Below are 22,754 nucleotides of genomic sequence, written 5' to 3'. Positions count from 1 at the left end.
TATTACCTCCTCAAACGTTTTTAATTTGGTTGTTTGTACTTTCCTTATGACTGTATTATGCTTCTTAACCGGGTTTAAAAACACAATATTCATTGGTTTTTATATCTTTATGTTGTTGTCTTTTGAAACTTTTGAAATCCTTTGAAGCCGCACACTTAACTAAAAAAATGACGTAGACCAGTATCGTCTACGCCATAAATACTATTTATATTCAGAGATAGCCTACGATATGACTTAATTTTCAAAATGAGCTGCAACCTTCTTCAGGTTCTCGATTATCGGCAAATGCTGAGGGCATACTCCCTCACACTGACCACAGGCGATACAGTCACTGGCTTTTCCAAAACCACTGTTAACCAGATTTCCATAATTGGTAAAGTTTATAGTCCATCCCTTCTTTGCCATGTCTTCTCTCATATTTTCATTATAAAGAGAAAAATACTTAGGAATAGCTATCTTCATAGGGCATCCCTCTGTGCAGTAGGAGCATGCTGTGCAGGGTATCGCAATTTGATTGTTAATGATCTCTGCGGCCTTAAAACACATATCCTTCTCATCATCAGACAGCGGCTTGAACTCCTTCATATAAGATGTATTGTTATCCATCTGCTCGAGGCTGCTCATTCCTGACAGTACTACCATGACATTCTCAAGGCTGGCTGCAAATCTTACAGCCCAGCTTGGAATGGACATTTCAGGATCACAATCCTTAAACAGCTTTTTGGCATCTTCAGGGAGATTTGCAAGTGTACCGCCCTTTACCGGTTCCATTACAATGACAGGTTTTCCATGCTTTACTGCCACTTCATAGCAGGCTCTTGACTGAACCCATTCACTCTCCCAGTCAAGATAATTTATCTGAAACTGAACAAATTCCATCTCAGGATGGTTAGTAAGTATTTCATCAAGAAGCTCAGGCGTATCATGGAACGAGAAACCTGCTCCACATCAACATCTGCATCATTGGTTTTATCAATAAGCGGCATGCGCATCATTCCAAAACCAAGTTTTTTTGTCGGTTTAAAGTCCATAAGATACCTCCTACTTACCTTATATTTCCTTACTAATTACTTTATCACAATGAACTGTCTGACATAATCTTTTACACATTGCCAAGGCCAGGTTCTTTTATTCCTGATTCATTGAAGCTCTTCTTCCACAGTGCCAGCGCTACCGGTATAACAAGTAATTCAGCCATAATAAATGCTGTCCAGACAAGGCTGATCTGTTTTGTTCTGCTTAGCACAAAAGCGAATGCGAGGGGGAGCATAGCCTGACGGAGCATTGTTATATACATGCTTCTTGTTCCCTGAGAAAGCCCCTGGAGAGCAGCTGCCAGAACAAGGCTGGGTATGGAAATTAAATAAGCAGTAGCCAGAATCCTGATGGCAGGAACTCCGATTTTCATCATATGCTCAGAAGCATCAAACAGGCTTAGCATCTGCATCGGGAGAAGCTCAAGTATCATGAAAAATACTATGAACAGTGCGACTCCATAAATAACTGCCCATTTTACCGAATCACTGATGCGTGATCTTTTTCCTGCGCCATAATTATATGCAACTATAGGAATAAGCCCATTATCAATTCCATGAACTCCAACCGTAACGACATTCTGCATACGGGCACAGACTCCGTATACTGCAACAGCTGTGGATGAGAATGAAAGCAGGATTGAATTCATTCCTATGTTTACAAAAGAAGTCAGTACCTGGACAACAGTTGAAGGTATTCCGACCTTAAGGATATTTTTAACACTTTCCATATCAGGGCTAAAGGTGAATGAGAATGGTATTTCTTTGTTCCATCTCTTATTTATGACAATACCGGCAAGTAATCCCACGCACTGTCCTATAACAGTAGCTATCGCAGCTCCTGTTGTCTCAAGCCTTGGAAGCCCAAACATTCCGAATATGAAAATTGGATCGAGTATCAGGTTGGTGATAGAAGCTGCTGACAGTGTAAATATAAAGAGGCTTGATTTTCCACTGGCTATTACAAAACGGTCAAACACCCACTGCCCCATCTGTCCAAAAGAAAAGATCATGCAGATGGTCAGATACTGTCTTCCATATCTGGCAATAGTCTCATTGCCACCAGCCTGCCAGTCATAGTATAGACGGACAAACAAAAGACAGATGATCACATTTATTATCCAGCAGCATACTGCTATAAAGATGGCTGCATTTGCTGCATTCTTAACCTTGTCGGGACGCTTCTCTCCCAATGCTTTAGATATTACTGCGTTTAGTCCTACCGCATTTCCAAGACCAAGAGATGAAACGATCAGCTGTACCGGTCCGGCAAGAGAAAGTGCTGTCAGGGCATCTTCTGAGATTCTTGATACAAAGACCGAATCCACAAGGTTATAAAGAGAGTTGATAAGAAGACTGAACATCAGCGGGATTCCGGTAGTGATCACAAGCTTGTTTATCTTCTCTGTTCCCATGATGTTTTCTTTGGATGATATTTCTTTAGCCATAGTGCGCTCCCTTCTGTATGGAATCAGCGTTTTTTGCTGTCTGTTGTCTTCCTGTTCCCATTATCATTCAGAATATATCTATAATCAAATACTTATATTGAATAGTATGGTATAATAAATATGAATAGCAAAAACGAACCCTCCGGAGCGATGGTCACAATGTGGATAACAATGTGTATTTAATTTTTAGGAGAGAAAACATGGATTTAAGAATAATGCAGTATTTCCTGGCAGTAGTTCGTGAAGGTAATATTTCAGCAGCCTCAGAAGCTCTTCACGTAGCACAGCCCTCTTTGTCGAGACAGATGAAGGAACTTGAGGAAGAGCTAGGCGCCACTCTTTTCATAAGGGGAAACAGAAAGATCACGCTCACTGAAGAAGGAATGGTTTTAAGAAAACGTGCTGAGGAGATAGTCGGTCTGATTCAACGCACAGAAGAGGAAATATCTCAGACCAGAGGCCAGATAACGGGAACAATTCGTATAGGTGCAGGAGAATCCAGAGTATTCAGTTTCATATCAAAAGCTGCCTCCCGGTTATCTGAAAACTATCCCGGAATTACAATTAATATAAAGAGTGGAGATACCATCGACCTGATGGATGAAATAGCAAATGGAATTCTAGACTTTGCGATAGTTTTCTCAGATGTAGACGAAACACGTTATGACAGCATAACTCTTCCCATGGCAGACACTTACGGCATTCTTATGCGTAAAGATAGTCCTTTTGCCTCTAAAAAATCCATCCGGTTTAATGATCTTAAAAATGAACCGATTATCGTATCAAGAGGCACGCAGAGACATTTTAAAAATGACCGGCTCCTATCAAAGCTTCGTATTGTAGCCACCTACAATCTAATATATAACGCTTCTCTTCTTGTTGAGAATGAACTGGGATATGCCATATGTTTTGACAATCTCATAAACACAACCGGTGATAGCCCCCTCACATTTGTTCCCTTGGATCCACTCATGGAAGTCCACGGTAATCTTATATGGAAAAAATATGAAGTACAGTCACCGGCAGTTAACATTTTCCTAGACGAGATACATCAGCTGATTATCGGCAAAACAGACATATAAAAATGGCACAGAACAGTTCAATTCCCAACAAATATGGCTGCTCCCCGAGAGCATACAGGCGTTATGGCTGCACCCCATCGGAGTATCGAATGAAATAATTTATTGGCGCACCAGGCGGCATAACCGATTCCTTTACTGTGAGCCTTCGGAAATACGAAAAGAAGATCCAAATTCCCCTTAACGCCATACACCTTAATAACTACACCTCCAACCGGCTTATCGTCGAACATAATTCGATACGCTTCCCCTTCATCTATCGATCTTTCTATTGTCTCACGGGAGATGATCTGATCATCCTCTTCAAAATGATCGTCTCTTAACCCAAATTCTTCCAATGCACCGTAATTAAATGCTTCCTGATTGTCTTTTATAAACTGCTCCCTATCATCTTGCTTCAGGGATGCCAACGTTACTTTGCTCATTTTCTTCTCCCGTGATAATACCTGAAATCATATAACCAAACTCTGCCAGCAGCATACCTGCAACTACATCGACTATAACATGCTGCTTGGTTGTCAGTGTTGAAACAAAAACAAGAATTGCCATAACAACTGATAACCTTTGCTATTATGTCCGCATATAAAAAGCGACTGGTCTCCCTTAAATCCTGTAGACATCCAAGGACATAATTGATTATCCAAAACAAATAGCATCCCAGATATATAACTATCGTCCATGGCAGGAATGGGATGCTATTTTCTATAAAAGTTGTCATATTGTAGTGATGAAGCTCCGTAGTAAAAAAAGGCGCCACCATCAAGATTAAAGGTGTAAAAGGCAGCACCATGAAAAAGCTCACAAAAGCTATCAATAAGTAATTTAACAAGAAAGGGCATCTCAATTCGAGATGCCCTTAATACGTCTGTTTATTCAAATTCTCTGATAGTCCTTACTACTGCAGGAAGATATGCTATGCCAAACAGATTCAGGTGATTTAAAAGGTGGTAAAGATTGTACAAATCTCTTCTATCTTCATATCCCTGCACTTTTCCCATACTATCAAAATATGCAACATAAAATCTCTTGTCAAAACCTCCGAAAAGCTCCGTCATTGCGATATCCGCCTCAGAACACCCTACATATACCGCAGGATCTATGAGCATGGGCTCTCCATTTTCATCCGACATGAAATTCCCCGCCCACAGGTCACCATGAAGCAGTGATGGGAATTCCGGTTCGAATAAAAACCTGTCAAGGTGGTCCATGAGCCTATCCGCAGCCTTTATCACATCCATATCAAAGTATGCTTCCGCAAGCTTAAACTGCGGCCTTAGTCTGCACTCGGAAAAGAATTCTATCCAGCTTTCCTTTGGCGTATTTTTCTGCTTTCCAGCACCGATGTAATTATTACTCTTAAAGCCATACTTACCGTCGTTCACGTACTTAGAGGTATCTGCCTTGTGCATCATGGCAAGACCACATCCCAGCTTATCCCAGAAATCCTTGCAGGGGCCTTTTCGTTCTATGTACTCCATCAGCAGAAATGCCCTGTTTCCATCGGTGCCATAAGCATGGATTGTAGGTACTCTGAGCGTATCCGTATCACCAATAGCTGCTACGTCCTCTGCTTCAGCCCTGAAAAAATCAGCATTTGAAGCAGTGTTTTCCTTGAGAAAAGCTCTTTTTCCATCTGAAAGCATAAGTGCATATGCGTCATTAGCATCGCCGCCATGAACAACCTGCCTGTTCTCTATTGTGACTGTACTCCCAAATGTCATGGAAATTGCTTCGTTAAGCGATTTGTACACTACCCCATCCCCACAATTCATACGTCATATTCCCATTCTGTCTAATCCAAAAATGTGGTTCTTCCAGACTTACAGCTTGGCCAGAACCTCTTCTGCCAGCTTACTTCCGCGCTTTGCAGCATAGCTTGCCCACTTCTTAGCCTTAGCGGGATTTTTATCTCCGTACTTGCCGGTAAGATAGGCTTCTGCAAGCTCTGCAGCCGCATCTATGCTGCCTTTTGCAGCCTTATCGATGAGATCCAGCATGGATAATTTTTTAAGCTTTCTATCAAGCTCAGCCTTTATATACAAATATCTTTCGTGCTTTTCTTCTTTTTCAAAATGAACCTCACGAAGCTGCATAGGGTTATTCTCATAGTTAAGAACCTCATCCCCGAATTGCTCACTTGTAAGATCAAATGTCATCCCGTCAATAACGTTGTAGCAGTGGTAGTTGCCATCCTCCAGCTCAGTGCCGTAAACTCCGCCGCCAAATATATCCTGAATAAGAAACGCAGTAATGGAGCACTGTCCAAGCGTTCTGTTTTCAGGTGTCCATTCATCTCTCATCCTCGGTGCGCATGTTTCCTTTGACCATATCTCAGTCATTAAATCATACATACCCAGAAGGTCTCTTATTCTCTCATAGCCTTCTGCTTCGGGTGATACCTTGCCTGCATCCTCCCATCCGCAAAACTTATAAACTCTTTTTAAATCTCCAGCCATTTATTTCTCCATTCCTATCTTTTTTCATTAATCAGCCTCTCTCGTAATAAGCCTTCTTGTCCTGATACATCCGCTCATCTGCAGCCTGGATCGCTACATTCAAATCGTATGTACCCTGGCAGTGCACGCTTCCTACGGCAAAGCTTACATCGGAAGTATTGTCTGCCATTCCTTTTAGCTGTGACACCTGCTCGTTCATCTTTCCTTCGGTAACATCAGGGCAAAGTATCACAAATTCATCTCCGCCAATGCGATAAATCGGATTATCTCCAAAGACAAGCTTAAGAAGCGAAGCAGCTCTCATCAGCAGCTTATCTCCTGCATCATGTCCCTCTTCGTCATTGACCTTCTTAAGTCCGTTCAAATCTGCAAATATAACTGCAATAGACTCCGGCATGCCTTCTTTTCTCTGAGCAAGACCACTTATATACTCATCCATCGCATTGCGATTACCGGCCTGTGTCAATGGATCCACAGTGCTCTTGAATTCCAGTGTAGACATAAGGTGATGATTTTTGATAACCGCAGCAAGCAAAAATGTAGAGAGCTCCAGCGTCTCCTTTATATGATCCGTCCGCGACACATCATAGTTTGCAGCCCAAATGAAGCCTACCAGCGTCTGTCCGTAGCGAATAGCATAGAGAATGATATTTTTAATCTCATATGTGCACAGAGATTTATACCATTCAGGATCACGTTCCTCAATAACACGTAGATCATCCATCAGCAGGCAGTCAGACAGCGCCAGATCCTTTTCCCAGGCCATCGCAACCTCAAACGGAGTGCGTCCCATCGAATTACCAAACACTTCCATGAATTCGTTTCGTGTACCGGTCTCGTCAATAAAAGAGCACTCCTGCCTATCCATATCTACCGTATAAATTGCGCTTTTCTCTGCACCGCAGTATTCTCTGATCTGCGCAGAAGCATCGGCCATGGACTGATAAAAATCCTGTGTCTCATGAAGTTTAATACCTATATTCAGCACAGCATTGGCAATTTCCGGAGATCGTCCCGACATGGAATCCGTCTCCACCTCATCTGAAAAGGTGATCACATACAGGCAAAAGACTCTTCTGCTTCCCTCAGGTGCTTCAGACAGACAATCCTCATCCCATATATTCGATATAGGCAGATAAAATCCCTTTAACCAGCGTCCTCTGGCATTAACGTATGAATACAGAGGGCTGGAGGTACTGGCACATTTATATGCAAAATTCTCGAAATTCAGGTCCATCCAATAATTTCGGTATGGAATTCCCGGATAAAACTCCGGTGCATCGGGCCTCATATGAAGCATGATCTCATTCTGCTTATTTACCGCCATCAGACGAATCTCACTAAAGCTTCCGTCTGGCAGAATATCGAAGGAATACAGACTGGCCAGGCCATCTATACCCTCAATCCAAGACTGATAATCCATATTATTTCGTCCTTTTCACAATGCTTATCCAAGCTCTATTACGTTATTGTTTGTTCTATAACAACTTCTATTATACTTCAATATGTTATCCATTCATATTCTATCAAATATTTAAGGGCATGAAAAAAGGACTGCCGCTTAATTGCGGCAGCCCGTACTTAATTGCTTTTATATTATTTCTCTTTTAAAGGATTTGCAAACATAGCAACATCAATGACTTTGCTATTAAACTCCTTGGTGTAGAAGTCGATAGAACCATATCCGGAATATCCCTTATCGATGTTGTAATCGTATGCTACATCAACAATGTAACCGTTTGCATCGAGAAGAAGTGCTGTTACATATCCGGGAGTCATGTAATCATCTGCCTTAAGAGAGTAGTCAAGCTTGTAGTATCCATCAGCATCTGTTGTGAATGTCCAATCGCCTTCCCAATATGTGCTGGTTCCATATACCTTAGGAGTTTCGATGGTATCCCAGTGAATCTCTCCGGTAGGTGTGCTGTCACAATATATTGCCTTTGTAACTGTGTTGCCGGGTCTTATTGCTTCCTCATAGATAAAGATATCTCCTACTTCCTGTCCGCTCTTTCCCTTAGCATATCCTTCTGCTGAAACTGTAACATCCTGGTTGTAGATATTTGTAAAAGCTACTAAAAGATAAGGATATTTTCCTTCCATATAAGAAGATACGGAAATAATGATTCCGTCCATTCCCTTAGGTGAATACTGTACATCCCATCTAACCTTTGAATAGTCTGTATCCAGCTTGTTCAGTACTGACTGCTGCTCTGATGTGAGATATGAACTACTGCTTGTAGTTGTCTTCTCCTTAGTGATAAAAGTCTTTCCCTGAGTAGTTGTGTTATCCTTAGTAGTTGTATTTGTATCAGACTCTACCTTCTGCGGCTGTGAAGTCGGATAGTAAAAACCTGCTGCTGAAACCTTAACATCACATGTTGTCATACTAAAAATTGCCATTGCCATACATACAACACCCATAACCTTTTTAGACATTCTTCTCATACCTTTTTCCCTCTTCTTTCTTCATTCGTTTGTTTTATTGTTTTTTATTTTATTATTTGTTTTAAAAGCGCCTTTACCTTATATACAAACGACGAGGGAAAAATGTTGCAAAGAATAAAAAATTTTTTAAAAATTTTTATTTTCTTATCATGGGGCTATTTTTCTGTTGGCAAAAATGTATCGCAAAGCCAGTTATTCTGCGGGATATTCAGCTATATCCTCACATAACGCAGCCCTGTAGGTTCCGATCTGTTCTTCATCACTTTCTTCAAAATAATCGTCTAAATAGCATCCCTTTTCCACGTTATAGTTCCGATGGAGATAGGAAATGTAGCCATCTTCAGTTTTTCTGGAATAATTAACGTTTATTATTCCGTTGCCGCGATAGTAAATGTTTTCTAATTCATCATCTGCACTTAGGCATTCATCTACGATATCACGTCCCGCTAATTCAGCTGCTTTTTCTTTGGAAACCTCAAGTCCGCCATATTCTTTTACGCTTTCCGTCTTTGGATCATAGAAAAAGTAATAACTCTTCCATGTATGGCCAAGAGTCGCATCTATCTCAGGATCATATTCCGCGTCATAGCTACTGTCGACTATTCTGAAAGACGCTTCATCATCCTGCTCCTTGACTGTTCCTATAGCTGAAAATGACGCTTCTGAAACTTCTTTCCCATTTACTTCATACACAAAGGATAGCTCACCTGTCGCGTAAGCCTCCTGCAAAACAATGTATTTTTTTCCGTTAAAATCCAGAATCTGAGCCTCACACTCAAATCCCATTCCGTCACCCTCGACAAGCTTTTTGGCTCCATCGCTGTTTACAAACCAGGCGGACCCTTCTACAACACCGCCTTCATAAATGTCGTAATCCGTTTTTTCACCGATTATTGCAAATGCCTCATTTTCACCATCATTGTCATAATCATCCATAGTGAAAAACTGAATTTGCTCTTCGTTTACACCAGCATCTTTGGAAAGAATTTCCTTAATCTGCTCCTCTGTTATTTCTGTAACTTCTTCTGCTTCCGGCGCAGTGTCTTCCACTGTATCCGAAGCTTCTTCAGATATTTGTTCTGCAGAGCTCTCAGAAACGGCCTCATTAGCTTCAGTATTTTCGGAAGAGTTTGTTGTCTCCTGTACAGGCCAAGATGTGGCGTTCTGTGCTCCACAACCAGCAATCATAATGCTTGTAGTTATCGCTAAATAAGAAAAAATCTTTTTCATCATATCCACCTCATAATCTGTCATTCCTTCTAACAATATATGACTTTCTTCATAGAATAATTATATTTTATACCTCATTAATTGGCGAGGCCAGACAACACTGAGAGCTAATCTCTCAGCACCGCCTGGCCTCTTAAATATTTGAAGTCTGCGTAATTCCTCTTCCTGTACGCTTATTTTAGCCTGTGGAAGATACATATTCCTATCAGCAAATGTGACAAAAGCAGCTGTTGTTGAAAGTTAAATCCAAAAACACCACCTTCTTTTTGAAATTACCACCAAGAGCAACCGCAGTTCATACACTTATAGCTTGTCTCATGTCGATTTTTAAAAAGTCCATGGACAACATGGTCTATAACCCTGATATCCCCGCTCCTACACTCCGGACACACCTCATGCTGATTCCAAAGTGCTGCAAGTTCGCTACTATTGTCATTTTCCTGTTCGATTCTATCAGTTTTCATCATCTTCATCACCACCTTCATTTTAATAATAATTTAATGCTATCTGGCTTTCAATCTGATGAATGAAGCTTTAGAATCTGCTATACTATCTTCATCGATCATTTGGGAGACTTTATTTTACATGAGGAGGATCTTACATGAAGCGTGAAAAAATAGCCTGCAGCTGTAAAAATGTTAACTATGGCATGATCCTTGATGCCGTTAAAGACGGCGCCGACACCTTCGATAAGGTGCAGGAAAAGACCGGTTGCAGCACAGGCTGTGGAAAATGCCGTGATTTCATAACCACCATGATAAGAGATATCCAGATGTTTCCTGAAGATTACGAATAACACTGTCAGGACATATCACATTTTCAGTCCCTCATCCAACAACTCTCTATACTCCTCAAAGCTGATAGAAACACCGCCCATGCTCTTTAGGTGTTCGGTCTCAAACTGACAATCTATCATGACATATCCATTGTCCTGTAACAGCCTGGAAAACAGTATCAGTGCGGTTTTGGAGCCATTTTCCTTAAGTGAAAACATACTCTCTCCAAAGAAGCATCTCCCCAGGCTCACTCCATACAGGCCTCCGGCCAGCCCTCCGTCCACAAAAGCTTCAACGCTTAGAGCTAAGCCGTTATCTGCCAGCCGTTTATACGCCGCCTCCATGTCATCGTTAATCCAGGTCCCTTCGCCTTCCTCGCGGCCGACCCTGCATCTGTGCATGGTATCTGCAAAATCCCTATTGATCCGAATGAAAATCTCATGCTTTCTGAAAAACTTCCTCATCGAATGAGACACATGAATATTCTCAGGCTTTATGATGAACCTCGTTTTCGGTGCCCACCACAATATGGGATCATCCTCGCTATACCACGGAAAAATCCCATTGCTATATGCGAGTACCAGCCGCTCAAGGGAGAGATCCCCACCAACCGCCAGAAGTCCCTCCTCATCTGCCAGCTTAGGATCAGGAAAAATTATTTTGTTTTCATCAAGTTTATAAATAGACATATCTTATTTTATCACAAATGACATTTCACAAATTCTACACAAAACAGTCACTTTCTTTTACGATTTTGCTTGTATCCTTAAATCATTAAGAGAGTACCCCCTCTCTTACCCCCTCATAAGAATAAAAAACTTTTCTTCAACACAAAAAGCTGGCGACTCCCGTGACAAGGCGTCAGCTTCCTTTCATTAATAGGAAAATTGTAATATGGCTCTTTTCCTTTAAAAACGGCAGGCTTTGCGAAAATTCCGTCTTTAATTTGCCATTAAAACGGGGAAGAAAAAAACGCTTAAATACCAAAAATATTACTTATAAGCTTTCCTTTTCCATGGAATTTACCAATTCCATCTTCTTTTTCCTGGAAAGCTTTTTTATATGCCACTCCCGGCTCATAGCCTCTTCCTTGGTCTCAAATTCCTCAAAATAAACAAGCTTCACCGGCAGCCTTGGCTTTGTATACTTCGCGCCTTTTCCTGCGTTATGGTCAGCAATACGCTTCTCAATATTGTTAGTCCATCCGCAATACAGCGTGCCATCTGCACATTCCACTAAATACGTGTAATTCATGAAAATAATCCCGCTATCCTACTCATCTCCATCAAACAGCCCTTCCTGCATCATCTGATTCCACTTGGCATTGTACCCTTCGGCTGTTTTCTTTTCTATAATACGATTCCTGTCACTTAGGATGCTCAGCATCTCATCCACGATCTCGCCCTGCGGCGGGTGAGAATAATGGGACAGATAGCCAATCATCCTGGTTGCAGTAAAATCCGTATTGAGATTCTGTGTTATAAGATCGCAGAATCGCTCCTCATAGCCTTCATTCAAAAGCATCTCATAGAGCATCCTGCTCATCTTGGATTTTGGTTTCATTAACTAATTCCTCGTTTACTGTATTGCCTCTACCCCTTCACATTTGGGAATGGTATTTATCGTTCCATCATCATTATACGAAAACTCTGCCACACATACACTCCTGTGGAAAAGACTTCCTCCCGGAAGATCCCCTGTATGATAAAAGAGATATGAATGTCCCTTAAAATCGGCGATTCCAGGGTGGTTGGTAAATACTCCGCCTTCCTCCGTCATGAGAACACCACCGTATTTCCAGGGTCCTGTAGGTGAAACTGATGTTGAATAAGCAAGATGCTCATCCCTTTTTCCTACGCCAAAAGCCGCATATACCATATAGTATAAATCATTTCTCTTATAAAACCACGGTCCCTCGCCATAAGAAGTTCCGGTGTCATGGCTTCCCTTCGCAAAGGCTTCCTCTGTCATGGGGATTTTCACTACGCCCACTTCCTTATCATAAGAGATCATGTCCTCATTGAGAAGAACATATCTGAGCTCAGGATTTCCGAAGTACAGATACGCCTGTCCGTCGTCATCGATGAAAACTGTGGGATCTATGTCATTCCAGTCCCCTTCATCCACCAAAGGATATCCCAGATCCTTGAACGGTCCTTCAGGTCTGTCAGATACGCCAACAGCGATCGCCATACCGCCATCCTTCTTATGTACAGGACAATAAAGGTAAAACTTGCCATTTCTCTCTACCGCCTGAGGTGCCCAGGCTCTGTCATCAGCCCAGCTTATATCATCAAGTGAGAAAATCACGCCATGATCCTCCCAATTTACCATATCTGTGGTAGAGAAGCATCTCCAGTCCTTCATTGTGTAGAAATCGTTTATCAACTCGTCCTCATCATGAGTAGTGTAGAGATAGAGCCTGTCCCCGTATACCATAGGCGCAGGATCTGCGGTATATATGTTCTCTATTATAGGATTTTTATGAAAAGTTGTCTGTTGTTCCATTGCTGTTTTCTCCAATCATTTTTAACTTGTAATTCACAACATGTATCCAAAGAGCACCGTTCATTCGTGCTAAAAAGATTATATTTAAAAACACTTCTGCTATCTTGTCACAAATGAATGATTTTTGCCCAGTTAATGCTAATTCTGTCTTAAAAATCTGCTATTAGTACCATTTAAAACTCTAAAGTTTGCGAAACGCCTAGTATTATCTATATAAAGAGGGAGAGTCTCATAAACTAGAGACTCTCCCTTCGAATAGCTTTTCAATAATGATTTTTACTCAGTAATAACAGCAATGTTATATACGAAATATGCGTCAGCTATAGGATATCCTTCACTGTACAACTGCTGAACTGCTGCAACAACGTCGTCCTCGGTAATGCCTTCACCGCCACGAACGTGTGCAACTGTATTACCGTTTAACTGCTCTCTTAACTTATCAGTTAAGTCTGCAACGGATTCAGCATAGTTGTTATTCATGTGATAGTATTCATACGCATCTGTAGTAGCTGCTGCATTGAATGTATATGCTGAATTATCGGATATAAGAAGCTCAGTTGCCATGCTGTCTGTGATATTGCAAAGACCGTTAGGAACTAATTCGCTGTCGTTATTAGTAATATCAAGGATACACCAGTTGCCGTCAATGCTTACTCTGTTCCACTCGTGACCGCCTGCACCGTAAAGATCTCCGGTTTCAATGATTACGTTAAGACCTGCAAGTCTTCCTGAAAGTGCCATAGCCTCTGAGTAACTCTCACATACACCATAGTTATTGCACAGTATACCATAAGGTGTGTGCGCATCTATGAAGGACTGTGTAAGAGAGCTGGGATCAACATCAGTAGCCATTGAGCTCTCATCATAGGATGCATTTGTGCAGAAATAGTCGTTTAATGCAACTACCTTATCATATTCGCTTGATAAGCCACCAGCTACAGAGCCGGCTACTTCCTGAGCCTTTTTAAGCTCCTCTACAGTCTTGTTAAGTCTGTCAGTTGAATCATCTGCATAAGTAACGATGTATGTCTGATAATCGTAAGAATACTGAATATCACTAACCACACCACTTGTGGGATTCTGTCTGTACATAGAAAGGAGTTTAAGCGCTGTACCCTCTACATCTGCTCCCTCAGGGAACTCGCTCACAGGTACAGGAATGTACTCACTTCTTGCAATAAGGCAGCTTGCGATCCACTCCTCTAAGGGTGACTCTGCAAATACAATACTGTCTATTGAAACACCACTCTGCTGCTCAATCAAAGTCAGATTCTGACTTACAACACCTGCAACCTCTGCAAGGAGTTCATTGGAGCCAGACTGGTTAGCACTGCCAGTTGTATCACTGGGAGGCGTTGTAGGCTCTTCAGGAGTAGCAGGCTCCTGAGTTGTAGGCTCTGTGGGCTCTTCCGGTGTTGTAGGCTCCTCGGGAGTTGTGGGCTCTACAGGCTCCTGGGTTGCAGGCTCCTCGGGAGTTGTGGGCTCTGTGGGCTCCTGTGTTGCAGGTTCCTCAGGAGTTGTAGGCTCTGTGGGCTCCTCCTGAGCACCAGGTCCTTCCTGCGCTCCCGGTCCTTCCTGCGCTCCCGGTCCATCCTGACCTGTAGGCTCCTCCTGATTATCAGGATTCTCCTGGACATCAGGCTCTTCCTGAGTTGTATCAGGATCCTGTGAAGGGTTCTTCTGTCTCTCTATCTGCTCTGTATATCCGGTCTCTTTTTCGGGATCAGGTACGTTGGATACGTTTACCTCCGCATCTGTCTTCTCAGTAGGAAGTGTTGCGGTGATATTATCCTGTCTCACACCAATTGCAGGTGCCTGCTCCTTAAAATCGCTATACTTCATGCCATGTATAGTAATTCTGAAGGGTGATAAATCTGTATGATAAACCTTGGGATACAGATAAAATGTTGTTGAACTCTCATCCTCGTATTTTGCATAACAGCCGTGATAATCAATCAGCATCTGCATTGTCTTATCGTTTACCGTAGTCATGGTAACGTAAGTAGGCATGTCAGTAACGTTTTTGATAGTAACCTCTATGTTATTGGAGGCTATCTTATAAGGTAAAAGGTCAGCAAGTTCGTTTGAATCAACGATGTTACTGATACCTGAGGTCTGTCCGTTCTTTACTGCTACTACTGCAAACTTGGAATTCTGGAAATCATGAAGATCAGAATTCATGTACATCTTCTCGGAAGTTGTAGTATCATAGCCATTTTCCTGAAGCTCCTGATTTACAATCTCGCTCCACTTATCTGTATCAAGCTGTCCCATCAGGTTATCAGCTGCTATGCTGGTATCTGCTGTTTTTCCTACAAGATTGAAGAAATCATCATCAATCTGATAGATAAGATAGCTTGAAGCACCTGTTACAGGAGACCATTCAAGATAATAATTGTTGTTGGCATCAATTTTCTGCTTTACTGTTGTTGAAACAATATCATGCTGAACTGTGAAGGGTGTAATAATGGGTCTTGCCAGCTCTTCACCTGTCTGAAGATCATATTTCTGCACCAGATAAAGCTTACTGAGACTTCCCCAGGTTCCATCACTCTCTACCTTCCAGGAATCATAAGTATTTGTATCTGCAGTAAGAGTGCTCTCAGGGATATCGTAGAACATATCTACGGAACCGGGCTCTACTATGATCTGACCATTTTCAAGAGAGATATCAGCACAGTTATGAATGTACTTATCCGGATTTTCAAAATCGATTGTAGTATAAACACCAAAAGCATCGTAATATACTGAACTTAATGCGTTTTCGTTGCAATCAAAGGTGAATACATAATTACTTGGTACATTATAAATAGGCTCATTAAAATCATTTGTACTATTTGTTGTTGCAGATGCATACTTGTTTCTAATGTTTGCAAGAACATCCTTTGTACCGGTCGGGCTTGCTGTAATATTCTGCGTACCGCTCTGAGTACCTGTTGCAGCAGCGCCGCTCTGATTATCGGAAGTATCAGCACTGCTCTGATCATCTGCTGTACCACTCTTATTACCATTTGCCAGCATTCCGGAAAAATCCGTGCCGTTTATAGACGCCTGTGTGTCTCCACCATCCTTTGTCGATTTAGTACCAAATCCTGTACTACCGCATCCTGCTACCAGACTAGCGCTCAGCAGAACTGCTAAAATCGATGAAAATTCCTTTTTCATAGTCCCTCCTAATTGTATCTTTGCAATTTCTTTTAATTCATTTTTTCATTCCTTAAAAGCGCCTTCACTTATAATACAATTATTTCCCCAAAAATGTTGCACAAGATTTAAAAAAACCTGATAGATGTCTCCATCTATCAGGCCAAATATCCCATTTTATCCAGGTGTACACCCTCTTACTTAATATGCTCAGTAATTGTAATCGGGAATCCGGAGGGCGCGATCAGCATTGTAGCTCTTGAAGAGCTTGTGTCTGTAACCTTATCCCCACGAGGATTTACAAAGCCTTTTGAAATAAGGAAATCATAAGCTTCCTGGAAATTATCAACATTCACGCTCATGCTTGTCATATCGCGTTCCATGGTCTGGGAGCTTGCAATATTGATGCGGTTTCCGTTAGCATCCTTCATGCTATAATTGATATTTGCTCCACCTTCGATATCTTCTTTTGTATGCTTTCTCTCAAATCCAAGAGCCTCAAACAAAGCTACAACTGAATCAGGATCCTTTGTTACGATCAGTGGGCAAAAACCGGTAATCTTCATTGTGGAATACCTCCTTATTTGATGCAAATAACCATAAGTTCCATATAACCTATGATACAACATCCATTTTGCACAAATTATTATAAATCAATAAAATTTTGATATACTGATTTGTGTTGCCCACAAATACACAGTTTTTCTATAAGAACTGCAGTGCAATAGCCGGAACAACAAGAAGAATTCGACCCAGGATTTTTTTCATTACCTACTCCTTTAAGCTCAGAACCGTCACTGTTATTTTTCGTCTTTAGCTTCTTCAGGCTTTTCCTCTACCGGTGCCTTAGGCAGAAATTCAGAAATCTTATTTTTTTCAAGCATAGTGTAAACCCATCTGCGAATCAGGTCGTAAATAACTGCAAATACCGGTACTCCTGCGATAATTCCCACAATTCCGAAGAGCCCACCGAACAATGTAATTGAAAACAGTACCCAGAAGCCTGTAAGTCCCACGCTCTCAGACAGAAGCTTTGGTCCAAGGACGTTTCCATCAAAGAGCTGCAAAAGAACTACAAAAATAACAAAGAACAGACAGCAAATGGGCGAATCCATAAGAATAATGAGTGCTGATGGAATTGCACCTATATACGGCCCGAAAAACGGTATGATATTGGTAACTCCAACGACTACCGCGATCAGCACCGCATTATGCATGCCCATTGTCAGCTGTAAGATCAGGCAGAATACATAGCAGATAAGTCCGACTATCGCGCTATCAAGCACCTTTCCACCAAAGAATCCAACAAAGGTTTTATCTATAAATACGAATTCATCCACAATCTTCTCAGCTATATCACGCGGAAACAGTGAATAAACAATCATCTTTGCCTGACGTGCAAAGGTTTCCTTATCAAGCAGGATATAAATGCAGATAATTACGCCTATGAGAAGGTTATAAAGTACTCCAACAAATGATCCAAAGACACCCAGAGCGCCACCTAAAGCGTCTGTAAGCCCCGGAAGAATGCTGTTTTTAATCCATTCAGGTCCGCTTGTTTTCACGGTACTCAGACCTTTTTCAATATATCCGCCAATCTCCGGATAGTCCGCGGTAAGTTGTTCTACAGTCTGATCAAGCCTTGTCACAACCCCGGGAATTGCCTGCGCTATGGACATCAAGCTGTCTACCAACGCAGGAATGATCATTGTAAGTAACAGATATATAGCCAAAACAACTGCAAACAGTACCAAAATAAGTGCCAGAGCCTTAACCATTCCGGTTTTCTTGCCCTTAAACAGCTTCTCCAGCTTCGCTGCTATCCAGTTGTAAGGTGTTTTTAAAAGATAAGCGATAACTCCGCCGTATATAAATGGCTTTAAGATAGACGCGATCGTACTTAGCCCTCCGCTAAATCCATCGAATCTGAAAATCAAGAAGAAAAAGATAATAGATAATCCAAGCCCTAAAAACAGGGGCATTGCCACCTTAAATGATTTTTTTAAGAATTCTCTCATAATGTTATTATTCCTCCTGTCCAATCAAAACAAAGGATATTTATATAATACTATTAAAGCACACCTTCGGGCAATTCAGGTCATAATCCCAGCTGTGATAGGCGCCGCCTTCACAGAAATCTCTATCCTCACAGGCCATGCACTTCTCATTCTTACTGGCAAGTGGTTCTCTGTAAATTTTGAACCTGTTCAGCCACACATCCTTGAAGTTATCTTTGTAGATATTTCCCTGAATTGTTTCGGGTCTTCTCTCTATATCAAGGCATCCCATTATATCTCCATTGCAGGCTATACTTGCGGTATAGAGCCCCGCATTGCAAAGGAAATACCAGTCTCTTACTTCTCTCTCGAATTCAAGCCCAAGATAATGCGAGCACCCATAAAGCACAGGGTATTCCAGCTCTCTTTTATCCTTAATATATCTAAGGAGCCTTTTATGCTCATCCATCGTCAGCGCCAGATCTTCATGCTCCAGAGCTCTTCCGATAGGCTCCATCCCCAGTAATCTCCAGGAATCAATGTCCATGGTAAGGAGAATCCCGAAAATATCATCGAGTATATCTACATTTTTCTTAGATACAACCGTAGTGACCTGTACATGATCAAAACCGGCAGCTATAAGATTCTCAATCCCCTCTACTGCCCGCTTAAATCCGCCTTTTGTTCTTCTGAATTCATCGTGAATTTTTTCTGTACCGTCAATGCTTATTGAAACCGTCTTCATTCCCGCTTTTTTCAGGTATTCTGCGGTATCACGATCTATCAGAGTGCCGTTACTTGTCATTCCCCAGGAAAAACCCAGATCCTTCGCATACTCCATTATTTCAAAGAAATCTGTTCTGAGAAGCGGCTCTCCGCCCGTAATGCAGAGCATCGGAAGCTGATCAAAATCCCGCTTTATCTGTCTTAAAAGTTCAAAATAATCCTCTTTTGAAAGCTCAGGCGACTTCACCTCACCGCACCTGCTTCCGCAGTGTACGCAATTTTCATTGCATCTCAGGGTTAACTCAAAGAAGAGCCTTCGCAGCTGCGGGCTCTTCCTTAATTCCTGTCGGTAATTATGTAATTCTCTCAAATCCCTGATTTTCTGTTTTTCGATATCATTCAGGTTTTCTGTATGCATAACAAATTCAGTCTTTCTGCGTAATTTATTTAGAAGCTTCGCCTTCTGTATTTACCTCAGCCACGATAACCTCATCTTCGCTCTGGCTGCTTATTTTCTGCGCATTGGCCTTTGACATACCCTCCGGCGGGCCATAGCCACATGCATTGAAATTCATCGCTGCAGCAAAAACTGAACCTACGATCAGTGCCTTCTTTAATGATTTTTTCATTGCGGCCTCCTCAATCTTATTTATCGAAATAATGATAACATTCCTAACCAACTATTTCAATTTAGGGCATATTTCCTTGATAAGTTTTTCTGCCAAAACAATATCCGGTGAATCCTCACGATAAATCCCGTAAATATCCCAGGTGTAAGCATCCTTTATTTTAATAGCCTTCACATGGCTGTCTTCCCTGAGAAAACACGGAGCAATCCCTATTCCCACCTTGTTTTTAACAAGACAGTAGATGGACTCTCCCTCTCCGACCTTGGCCACAATAGTTGGATTGAATTCCTCCATATGGCACGCATTCAGAAAATCCCTGTAAATATGGTAATTTTCATTCATGGAAATTATCCGTTCATCCTTTATCTCTAAAAGGGTAACCTCCTCTGCATCCCACAGCCTATGGCCTTTGTATACGTAAAGGACAACCTCGAGGGAATTTAAGCGCACGGCCTTTAATCCCATATTTTTAGGCATTCCAACCACGATTCCAAAATCTATGTCACCATTTGCAACCTGATGCCGTACATCAGCATTTACCTGTTCACGCCAGCTTCCTGCGATCTCCGGGCAGTTTTCCATGAATTTTCTTATATTTGCGATGTCTAAGACACGCATGGTACCAAGTGAAAATCCGATCTTGAAACGCTTATCCTTACTGCCCTCAGCCTGAATTGAACTAAACATTTCATTCAGATTCTTAGTGACTTCCTTGGATTTTTCATAAAAAATCTTGCCACTCTCAGTGGGTATCAGGCCTTCCTTAGTGCGCACAAACAGCGCTGTTCCGCATTCCTCCTCCAGGGACTTGATAATCTTGCTTAGTCCCTGCGGTGACAGAAACAGCTTATTGGCTGCAGATGTTATATTTTTCTCTTCATATACGATTTGAAAACACTTAAAGTTTTTTGTATTCATAGAAAAATGATAAAACAACAATCCCTGTAAGGCAAATCTATATTGTCTTACAGGGACTGTGAATATCATTCTTTATGAAAATCAGATGTTATTTGCTACTTCAAATGCATCCCAGATTGCATACATGATGTTAGAAACCTGTCTTGCATCACCAAGCAGATATATCTCATCAACGTCATTTTTATACTCGTTGTAAAGTGTGTTTTCGCTTGCGTATCCTACGCAGAGAACCACGCTGTCTGCCTTGATTTCCTTTGTCTGACCGTCAGCCTCAGCCTTAAGAACACCGTTCTCAAAAGCAGTTACCTTAGCGCTTGTTACAACATCAATTCCGTTGAAAGGAATAAGTCTCTCAAGCATCTCCTTGTTAGCGGAGCAGATAGGTCCGTTTACAGCCATAAGCTTATCAAGAGCCTCAACGATTGTAACCTTCTTGCCATTCTGTGCAAGATCAAGCGCAAGCTCACAGCCTACAAGACCGCCACCTACAACTACAACTTCCTTGCCGGGATCCTTCTGCTTAAGAAGTACCTGCTCTGCTGAGTAAACCTTCTCATCATCGCCAAGGGAGAACATCTTGGGTCTTGAACCGGTTGCAAGGATTACTGAATCAAACTGAGCATCAAGGATTTCCTTATCTGTTGCTTTTGTTGAAAGATGTACTTCAACGCCAAGTCTTTCAAGCTCATCTGTGTACCACTGAGCAAGAGCGATGTCATCCTCCTTGAATTTAGGAGCACCACCGGGAATAAGGTTACCGCCAAGCTGGCTTGATGCTTCGTATACAACAGGCTCATGGCCTCTCTCAGCCAGTACTCTTGCAGCTTCGCAGCCTGCAACACCACCACCTACGATAAGCACCTTCTTTTTCTTAACGATAGGATTATAAGCGTTAAGCTTCTCCTTACCACACTGAGGGTTAACTGCACAGTTGATAAGTGAATATGTCTGAATACGTCCCATGCAGCCTTCCTGGCAGCTAATGCAGGGACGAACCTGTTTAAGAAGTCCTCTGCGGATCTTGTTAACGATATCAGGATCTGCAAGTGTAGGACGACCCAGAGAGATCATATCGCATATATCATTCTCGATACACTCTGTAGCTGTATCGGGATTGTCAACACGTCCAGCCATGATAACAGGGATATTTACGTTATCCTTTGTAATCTTGGCAAATTCCTTGTAAGGAGCCTTCTCCATGTACATCGGGGGATGATTCCACCACCATGCATCGTATGTTCCTGCATCTACGTCAAGAGCGTTGTAGCCGAACTTCTCAAGAAGCTTTGCTGCTTCGATACCTTCTTCGATATCACGGCCTTTTTCTTCGAATTCTTCTCCGGGAAGTGCTCCCTCTCTGAAGTCCTTAACCATGCTCTTAAGTGAAAATCTCATGGCAACAGGGAAGTCCCAGCCACAGGTCTTAGCTATTTCTTCACGGATTTCCTTAGCAAAACGAAGTCTGTTCTCAAGTGATCCGCCGTACTCATCAGTACGCTGATTGAAGAATGAAATTGCAAACTGATCTATAAGATAGCCCTCATGAACAGCGTGGATCTCAACACCGTCAAAACCGGCTCTTTTAGCGTTATATGCGCCTTTTCCGAAGCTTTCTACGATTCCGTGGATTTCTTCCTTCGTAAGAGGTCTACAGGTCTTATCGAGCCATCTGTGAGGAATGGGTGATGCTGAAACAGGCGGAAATTCTCCAAGGTTTGTGGGAATTGTTACACGACCAAATCCACCACTCATCTGAAGGAAAATCTTTGCTCCGTAAGCATGTACACGCTCTGTCATCTCACGGCTTGTTCTTACGAACTGTACCGGATTATATGTGCTGTTAGGTGTGTTGGGGAAAGAAGGCTTCTCAACCTCTGTATCAGAAAAAGTAACACCTGTGATGATAAGACCGATACCACCCTTAGCTCTTCTGGTGTAGTACTCGATTCCACGGTCATTCCATCCGCCTTCGCAGTCGCCAAGACCAAGAGGTCCCATAGGCGCCATAGCATAGCGGTTCTTAATCTCAAGATTGCCAATCTTAAGGGGTTCAAAAAGTTTTGGATATTTCATAGTTTTCTCCTACCTCTGAATATAGTTTTCGAACAACTCTATCAACAAGTCATTATTCTTCCTATATTTTAACTGTGTAGGCGAAGGCTTCTCCATCAACAAATAGTTTCCGTACCTCAACATTTATTTGATGAACAGAAATAACCATCATATTTAAAGTTTCTGGGTAAATTTGAAGATTATCACTAGAAAAATTAATAAAAAAAGATGCCTAGACTCGGAATCGAACCAAGGACACGAGGATTTTCAGTCCTCTGCTCTACCAACTGAGCTATCTAGGCATACTTG

24 protein-coding genes and 1 tRNA gene are annotated in these 22,754 nt (G+C 41.8%); 2 read left to right on the top strand and 23 right to left on the bottom strand.

Going from position 1 to position 22,754, the window contains the following annotated elements; all coding sequences use genetic code 11:
* Positions 1–234: 234 nt before the first annotated feature.
* From G601_RS23150 to G601_RS23145, 3 genes are all read right to left on the bottom strand, one after another.
* Positions 235–879: an aldo/keto reductase gene (locus G601_RS23150; RefSeq protein ID WP_051205818.1), complete on the bottom strand. Its 645-nt coding sequence runs from the start codon at positions 877–879 to the stop codon at positions 235–237.
* Positions 855–1,031 (bottom strand): hypothetical protein, encoded by a 177-nt coding sequence (locus tag G601_RS26175; RefSeq protein ID WP_155834533.1) that lies wholly within the window; start codon positions 1,029–1,031, stop codon positions 855–857. Before G601_RS26175 ends, G601_RS23150 begins: the two co-directional genes overlap by 25 nt.
* A gap of 71 nt (positions 1,032–1,102) precedes the next feature.
* On the bottom strand, positions 1,103–2,482 hold the full coding sequence (locus G601_RS23145; protein ID WP_026492231.1) for an MATE family efflux transporter: 1,380 nt from the start codon (positions 2,480–2,482) through the stop codon (positions 1,103–1,105).
* Positions 2,483–2,682: 200 nt separating this feature from the next.
* On the opposite strand from G601_RS23145, the gene G601_RS0112450 reads away from it, so the two are divergent.
* Complete coding sequence (locus G601_RS0112450) at positions 2,683–3,564, top strand: LysR family transcriptional regulator (RefSeq protein ID WP_026665558.1); 882 nt, start codon at positions 2,683–2,685, stop codon at positions 3,562–3,564.
* A gap of 17 nt (positions 3,565–3,581) precedes the next feature.
* On the opposite strand, the gene G601_RS23140 is transcribed toward G601_RS0112450, so the two are convergent.
* The 8 genes from G601_RS23140 to G601_RS26485 form a co-directional block, all read right to left on the bottom strand.
* Positions 3,582–3,986, bottom strand: coding sequence for a GNAT family N-acetyltransferase (locus tag G601_RS23140; protein ID WP_242834420.1), 405 nt, complete (start codon positions 3,984–3,986; stop codon positions 3,582–3,584).
* The gene (locus G601_RS26170) at positions 3,949–4,110 is read right to left on the bottom strand and encodes a hypothetical protein (RefSeq protein WP_155829502.1); all 162 of its coding nucleotides are present in this window, start codon (positions 4,108–4,110) and stop codon (positions 3,949–3,951) included. The genes G601_RS23140 and G601_RS26170 overlap by 38 nt, the downstream gene beginning before the upstream one ends.
* Before the next feature lie 320 nt (positions 4,111–4,430).
* Positions 4,431–5,333 (bottom strand): fructosamine kinase family protein, encoded by a 903-nt coding sequence (locus G601_RS0112435; RefSeq protein ID WP_051205817.1) that lies wholly within the window; start codon positions 5,331–5,333, stop codon positions 4,431–4,433.
* A 48-nt stretch (positions 5,334–5,381) separates the two neighbouring features.
* Positions 5,382–6,017: a YunG family protein gene (locus G601_RS23135; protein WP_196808889.1), complete on the bottom strand. Its 636-nt coding sequence runs from the start codon at positions 6,015–6,017 to the stop codon at positions 5,382–5,384.
* A 31-nt stretch (positions 6,018–6,048) separates the two neighbouring features.
* Positions 6,049–7,440: a GGDEF domain-containing protein gene (locus G601_RS0112425; RefSeq protein ID WP_026665556.1), complete on the bottom strand. Its 1,392-nt coding sequence runs from the start codon at positions 7,438–7,440 to the stop codon at positions 6,049–6,051.
* Positions 7,441–7,613: 173 nt separating this feature from the next.
* Entirely contained in the window at positions 7,614–8,465 is an 852-nt protein-coding gene (locus G601_RS0112420; protein ID WP_026665555.1) for a hypothetical protein, read from the bottom strand.
* Between the two features lie 192 nt (positions 8,466–8,657).
* The gene (locus G601_RS0112415; protein WP_155834532.1) at positions 8,658–9,698 is read right to left on the bottom strand and encodes a hypothetical protein; all 1,041 of its coding nucleotides are present in this window, start codon (positions 9,696–9,698) and stop codon (positions 8,658–8,660) included.
* Between the two features lie 269 nt (positions 9,699–9,967).
* On the bottom strand, positions 9,968–10,162 hold the full coding sequence (locus G601_RS26485; RefSeq protein WP_196808887.1) for a hypothetical protein: 195 nt from the start codon (positions 10,160–10,162) through the stop codon (positions 9,968–9,970).
* Positions 10,163–10,296: 134 nt separating this feature from the next.
* Here G601_RS26485 and G601_RS0112405 point away from each other — a divergent pair, with 134 nt between their 5' ends.
* Complete coding sequence (locus tag G601_RS0112405; protein WP_026665552.1) at positions 10,297–10,491, top strand: (2Fe-2S)-binding protein; 195 nt, start codon at positions 10,297–10,299, stop codon at positions 10,489–10,491.
* 15 nt (positions 10,492–10,506) lie between these two features.
* On the opposite strand, the gene aat is transcribed toward G601_RS0112405, so the two are convergent.
* The 12 genes from aat to G601_RS0112345 all read right to left on the bottom strand — a co-directional run bounded on the left by aat (position 10,507) and on the right by G601_RS0112345 (position 22,747).
* Positions 10,507–11,160: a leucyl/phenylalanyl-tRNA--protein transferase gene (gene aat / locus G601_RS0112400; RefSeq protein WP_026665551.1), complete on the bottom strand. Its 654-nt coding sequence runs from the start codon at positions 11,158–11,160 to the stop codon at positions 10,507–10,509.
* Positions 11,161–11,467: 307 nt separating this feature from the next.
* The gene (locus G601_RS0112395) at positions 11,468–11,725 is read right to left on the bottom strand and encodes a GIY-YIG nuclease family protein (protein WP_026492240.1); all 258 of its coding nucleotides are present in this window, start codon (positions 11,723–11,725) and stop codon (positions 11,468–11,470) included.
* A gap of 18 nt (positions 11,726–11,743) precedes the next feature.
* Positions 11,744–12,034: a hypothetical protein gene (locus G601_RS0112390; RefSeq protein ID WP_026492241.1), complete on the bottom strand. Its 291-nt coding sequence runs from the start codon at positions 12,032–12,034 to the stop codon at positions 11,744–11,746.
* Between the two features lie 15 nt (positions 12,035–12,049).
* On the bottom strand, positions 12,050–12,979 hold the full coding sequence (locus tag G601_RS23130; RefSeq protein ID WP_051200963.1) for a glycoside hydrolase family 43 protein: 930 nt from the start codon (positions 12,977–12,979) through the stop codon (positions 12,050–12,052).
* 276 nt (positions 12,980–13,255) lie between these two features.
* Entirely contained in the window at positions 13,256–16,144 is a 2,889-nt protein-coding gene (locus G601_RS26165) for a transglutaminase domain-containing protein (RefSeq protein ID WP_026665550.1), read from the bottom strand.
* Positions 16,145–16,320: 176 nt separating this feature from the next.
* Positions 16,321–16,689: a hypothetical protein gene (locus tag G601_RS0112375; RefSeq protein WP_026492243.1), complete on the bottom strand. Its 369-nt coding sequence runs from the start codon at positions 16,687–16,689 to the stop codon at positions 16,321–16,323.
* 234 nt (positions 16,690–16,923) lie between these two features.
* Complete coding sequence (locus G601_RS23125; RefSeq protein ID WP_051205815.1) at positions 16,924–18,141, bottom strand: AI-2E family transporter; 1,218 nt, start codon at positions 18,139–18,141, stop codon at positions 16,924–16,926.
* A gap of 40 nt (positions 18,142–18,181) precedes the next feature.
* Positions 18,182–19,264: a radical SAM/SPASM domain-containing protein gene (locus G601_RS0112365; RefSeq protein WP_035790734.1), complete on the bottom strand. Its 1,083-nt coding sequence runs from the start codon at positions 19,262–19,264 to the stop codon at positions 18,182–18,184.
* A 25-nt stretch (positions 19,265–19,289) separates the two neighbouring features.
* Positions 19,290–19,475, bottom strand: a complete 186-nt coding sequence (locus tag G601_RS0112360; RefSeq protein WP_026665548.1) for a hypothetical protein — start codon at positions 19,473–19,475, stop codon at positions 19,290–19,292.
* A gap of 51 nt (positions 19,476–19,526) precedes the next feature.
* Positions 19,527–20,393, bottom strand: a complete 867-nt coding sequence (locus tag G601_RS0112355) for a LysR family transcriptional regulator (RefSeq protein WP_026492247.1) — start codon at positions 20,391–20,393, stop codon at positions 19,527–19,529.
* 81 nt (positions 20,394–20,474) lie between these two features.
* Positions 20,475–22,466, bottom strand: a complete 1,992-nt coding sequence (locus G601_RS0112350) for an oxidoreductase (RefSeq protein ID WP_026492248.1) — start codon at positions 22,464–22,466, stop codon at positions 20,475–20,477.
* A 208-nt stretch (positions 22,467–22,674) separates the two neighbouring features.
* Positions 22,675–22,747: transfer RNA gene (locus tag G601_RS0112345), tRNA-Phe, on the bottom strand.
* Positions 22,748–22,754: the final 7 nt, after the last annotated feature.

The organism is Butyrivibrio sp. FC2001, assembly GCF_000424125.1.
GTDB lineage: Bacteria > Bacillota > Clostridia > Lachnospirales > Lachnospiraceae > Butyrivibrio.
This window is presented reverse-complemented; position numbering and strand designations above follow the sequence as displayed.

Coding starts and splice junctions, on each gene's coding strand:
- aat (WP_026665551.1), bottom strand. CDS start 11,160: ATGTCTATTTATAAACTTGATGAAAACAAAATAATTTTTCCTGATCCT.
- G601_RS23135 (WP_196808889.1), bottom strand. CDS start 6,017: ATGGCTGGAGATTTAAAAAGAGTTTATAAGTTTTGCGGATGGGAGGAT.
- G601_RS26485 (WP_196808887.1), bottom strand. CDS start 10,162: ATGATGAAAACTGATAGAATCGAACAGGAAAATGACAATAGTAGCGAA.
- G601_RS23150 (WP_051205818.1), bottom strand. CDS start 879: ATGGAATTTGTTCAGTTTCAGATAAATTATCTTGACTGGGAGAGTGAA.
- G601_RS0112355 (WP_026492247.1), bottom strand. CDS start 20,393: ATGAATACAAAAAACTTTAAGTGTTTTCAAATCGTATATGAAGAGAAA.
- G601_RS0112365 (WP_035790734.1), bottom strand. CDS start 19,264: ATGCATACAGAAAACCTGAATGATATCGAAAAACAGAAAATCAGGGAT.
- G601_RS26175 (WP_155834533.1), bottom strand. CDS start 1,031: ATGGACTTTAAACCGACAAAAAAACTTGGTTTTGGAATGATGCGCATG.
- G601_RS0112450 (WP_026665558.1), top strand. CDS start 2,683: ATGGATTTAAGAATAATGCAGTATTTCCTGGCAGTAGTTCGTGAAGGT.
- G601_RS0112425 (WP_026665556.1), bottom strand. CDS start 7,440: ATGGATTATCAGTCTTGGATTGAGGGTATAGATGGCCTGGCCAGTCTG.
- G601_RS0112390 (WP_026492241.1), bottom strand. CDS start 12,034: ATGAAACCAAAATCCAAGATGAGCAGGATGCTCTATGAGATGCTTTTG.
- G601_RS0112360 (WP_026665548.1), bottom strand. CDS start 19,475: ATGAAAAAATCATTAAAGAAGGCACTGATCGTAGGTTCAGTTTTTGCT.
- G601_RS0112415 (WP_155834532.1), bottom strand. CDS start 9,698: ATGATGAAAAAGATTTTTTCTTATTTAGCGATAACTACAAGCATTATG.
- G601_RS0112420 (WP_026665555.1), bottom strand. CDS start 8,465: ATGAGAAGAATGTCTAAAAAGGTTATGGGTGTTGTATGTATGGCAATG.
- G601_RS0112375 (WP_026492243.1), bottom strand. CDS start 16,689: ATGAAGATTACCGGTTTTTGCCCACTGATCGTAACAAAGGATCCTGAT.
- G601_RS26165 (WP_026665550.1), bottom strand. CDS start 16,144: ATGAAAAAGGAATTTTCATCGATTTTAGCAGTTCTGCTGAGCGCTAGT.
- G601_RS23130 (WP_051200963.1), bottom strand. CDS start 12,979: ATGGAACAACAGACAACTTTTCATAAAAATCCTATAATAGAGAACATA.
- G601_RS0112405 (WP_026665552.1), top strand. CDS start 10,297: ATGAAGCGTGAAAAAATAGCCTGCAGCTGTAAAAATGTTAACTATGGC.
- G601_RS0112435 (WP_051205817.1), bottom strand. CDS start 5,333: ATGAATTGTGGGGATGGGGTAGTGTACAAATCGCTTAACGAAGCAATT.
- G601_RS0112350 (WP_026492248.1), bottom strand. CDS start 22,466: ATGAAATATCCAAAACTTTTTGAACCCCTTAAGATTGGCAATCTTGAG.
- G601_RS0112395 (WP_026492240.1), bottom strand. CDS start 11,725: ATGAATTACACGTATTTAGTGGAATGTGCAGATGGCACGCTGTATTGC.
- G601_RS23145 (WP_026492231.1), bottom strand. CDS start 2,482: ATGGCTAAAGAAATATCATCCAAAGAAAACATCATGGGAACAGAGAAG.
- G601_RS23125 (WP_051205815.1), bottom strand. CDS start 18,141: ATGAGAGAATTCTTAAAAAAATCATTTAAGGTGGCAATGCCCCTGTTT.
- G601_RS23140 (WP_242834420.1), bottom strand. CDS start 3,986: ATGAGCAAAGTAACGTTGGCATCCCTGAAGCAAGATGATAGGGAGCAG.
- G601_RS26170 (WP_155829502.1), bottom strand. CDS start 4,110: ATGGCAATTCTTGTTTTTGTTTCAACACTGACAACCAAGCAGCATGTT.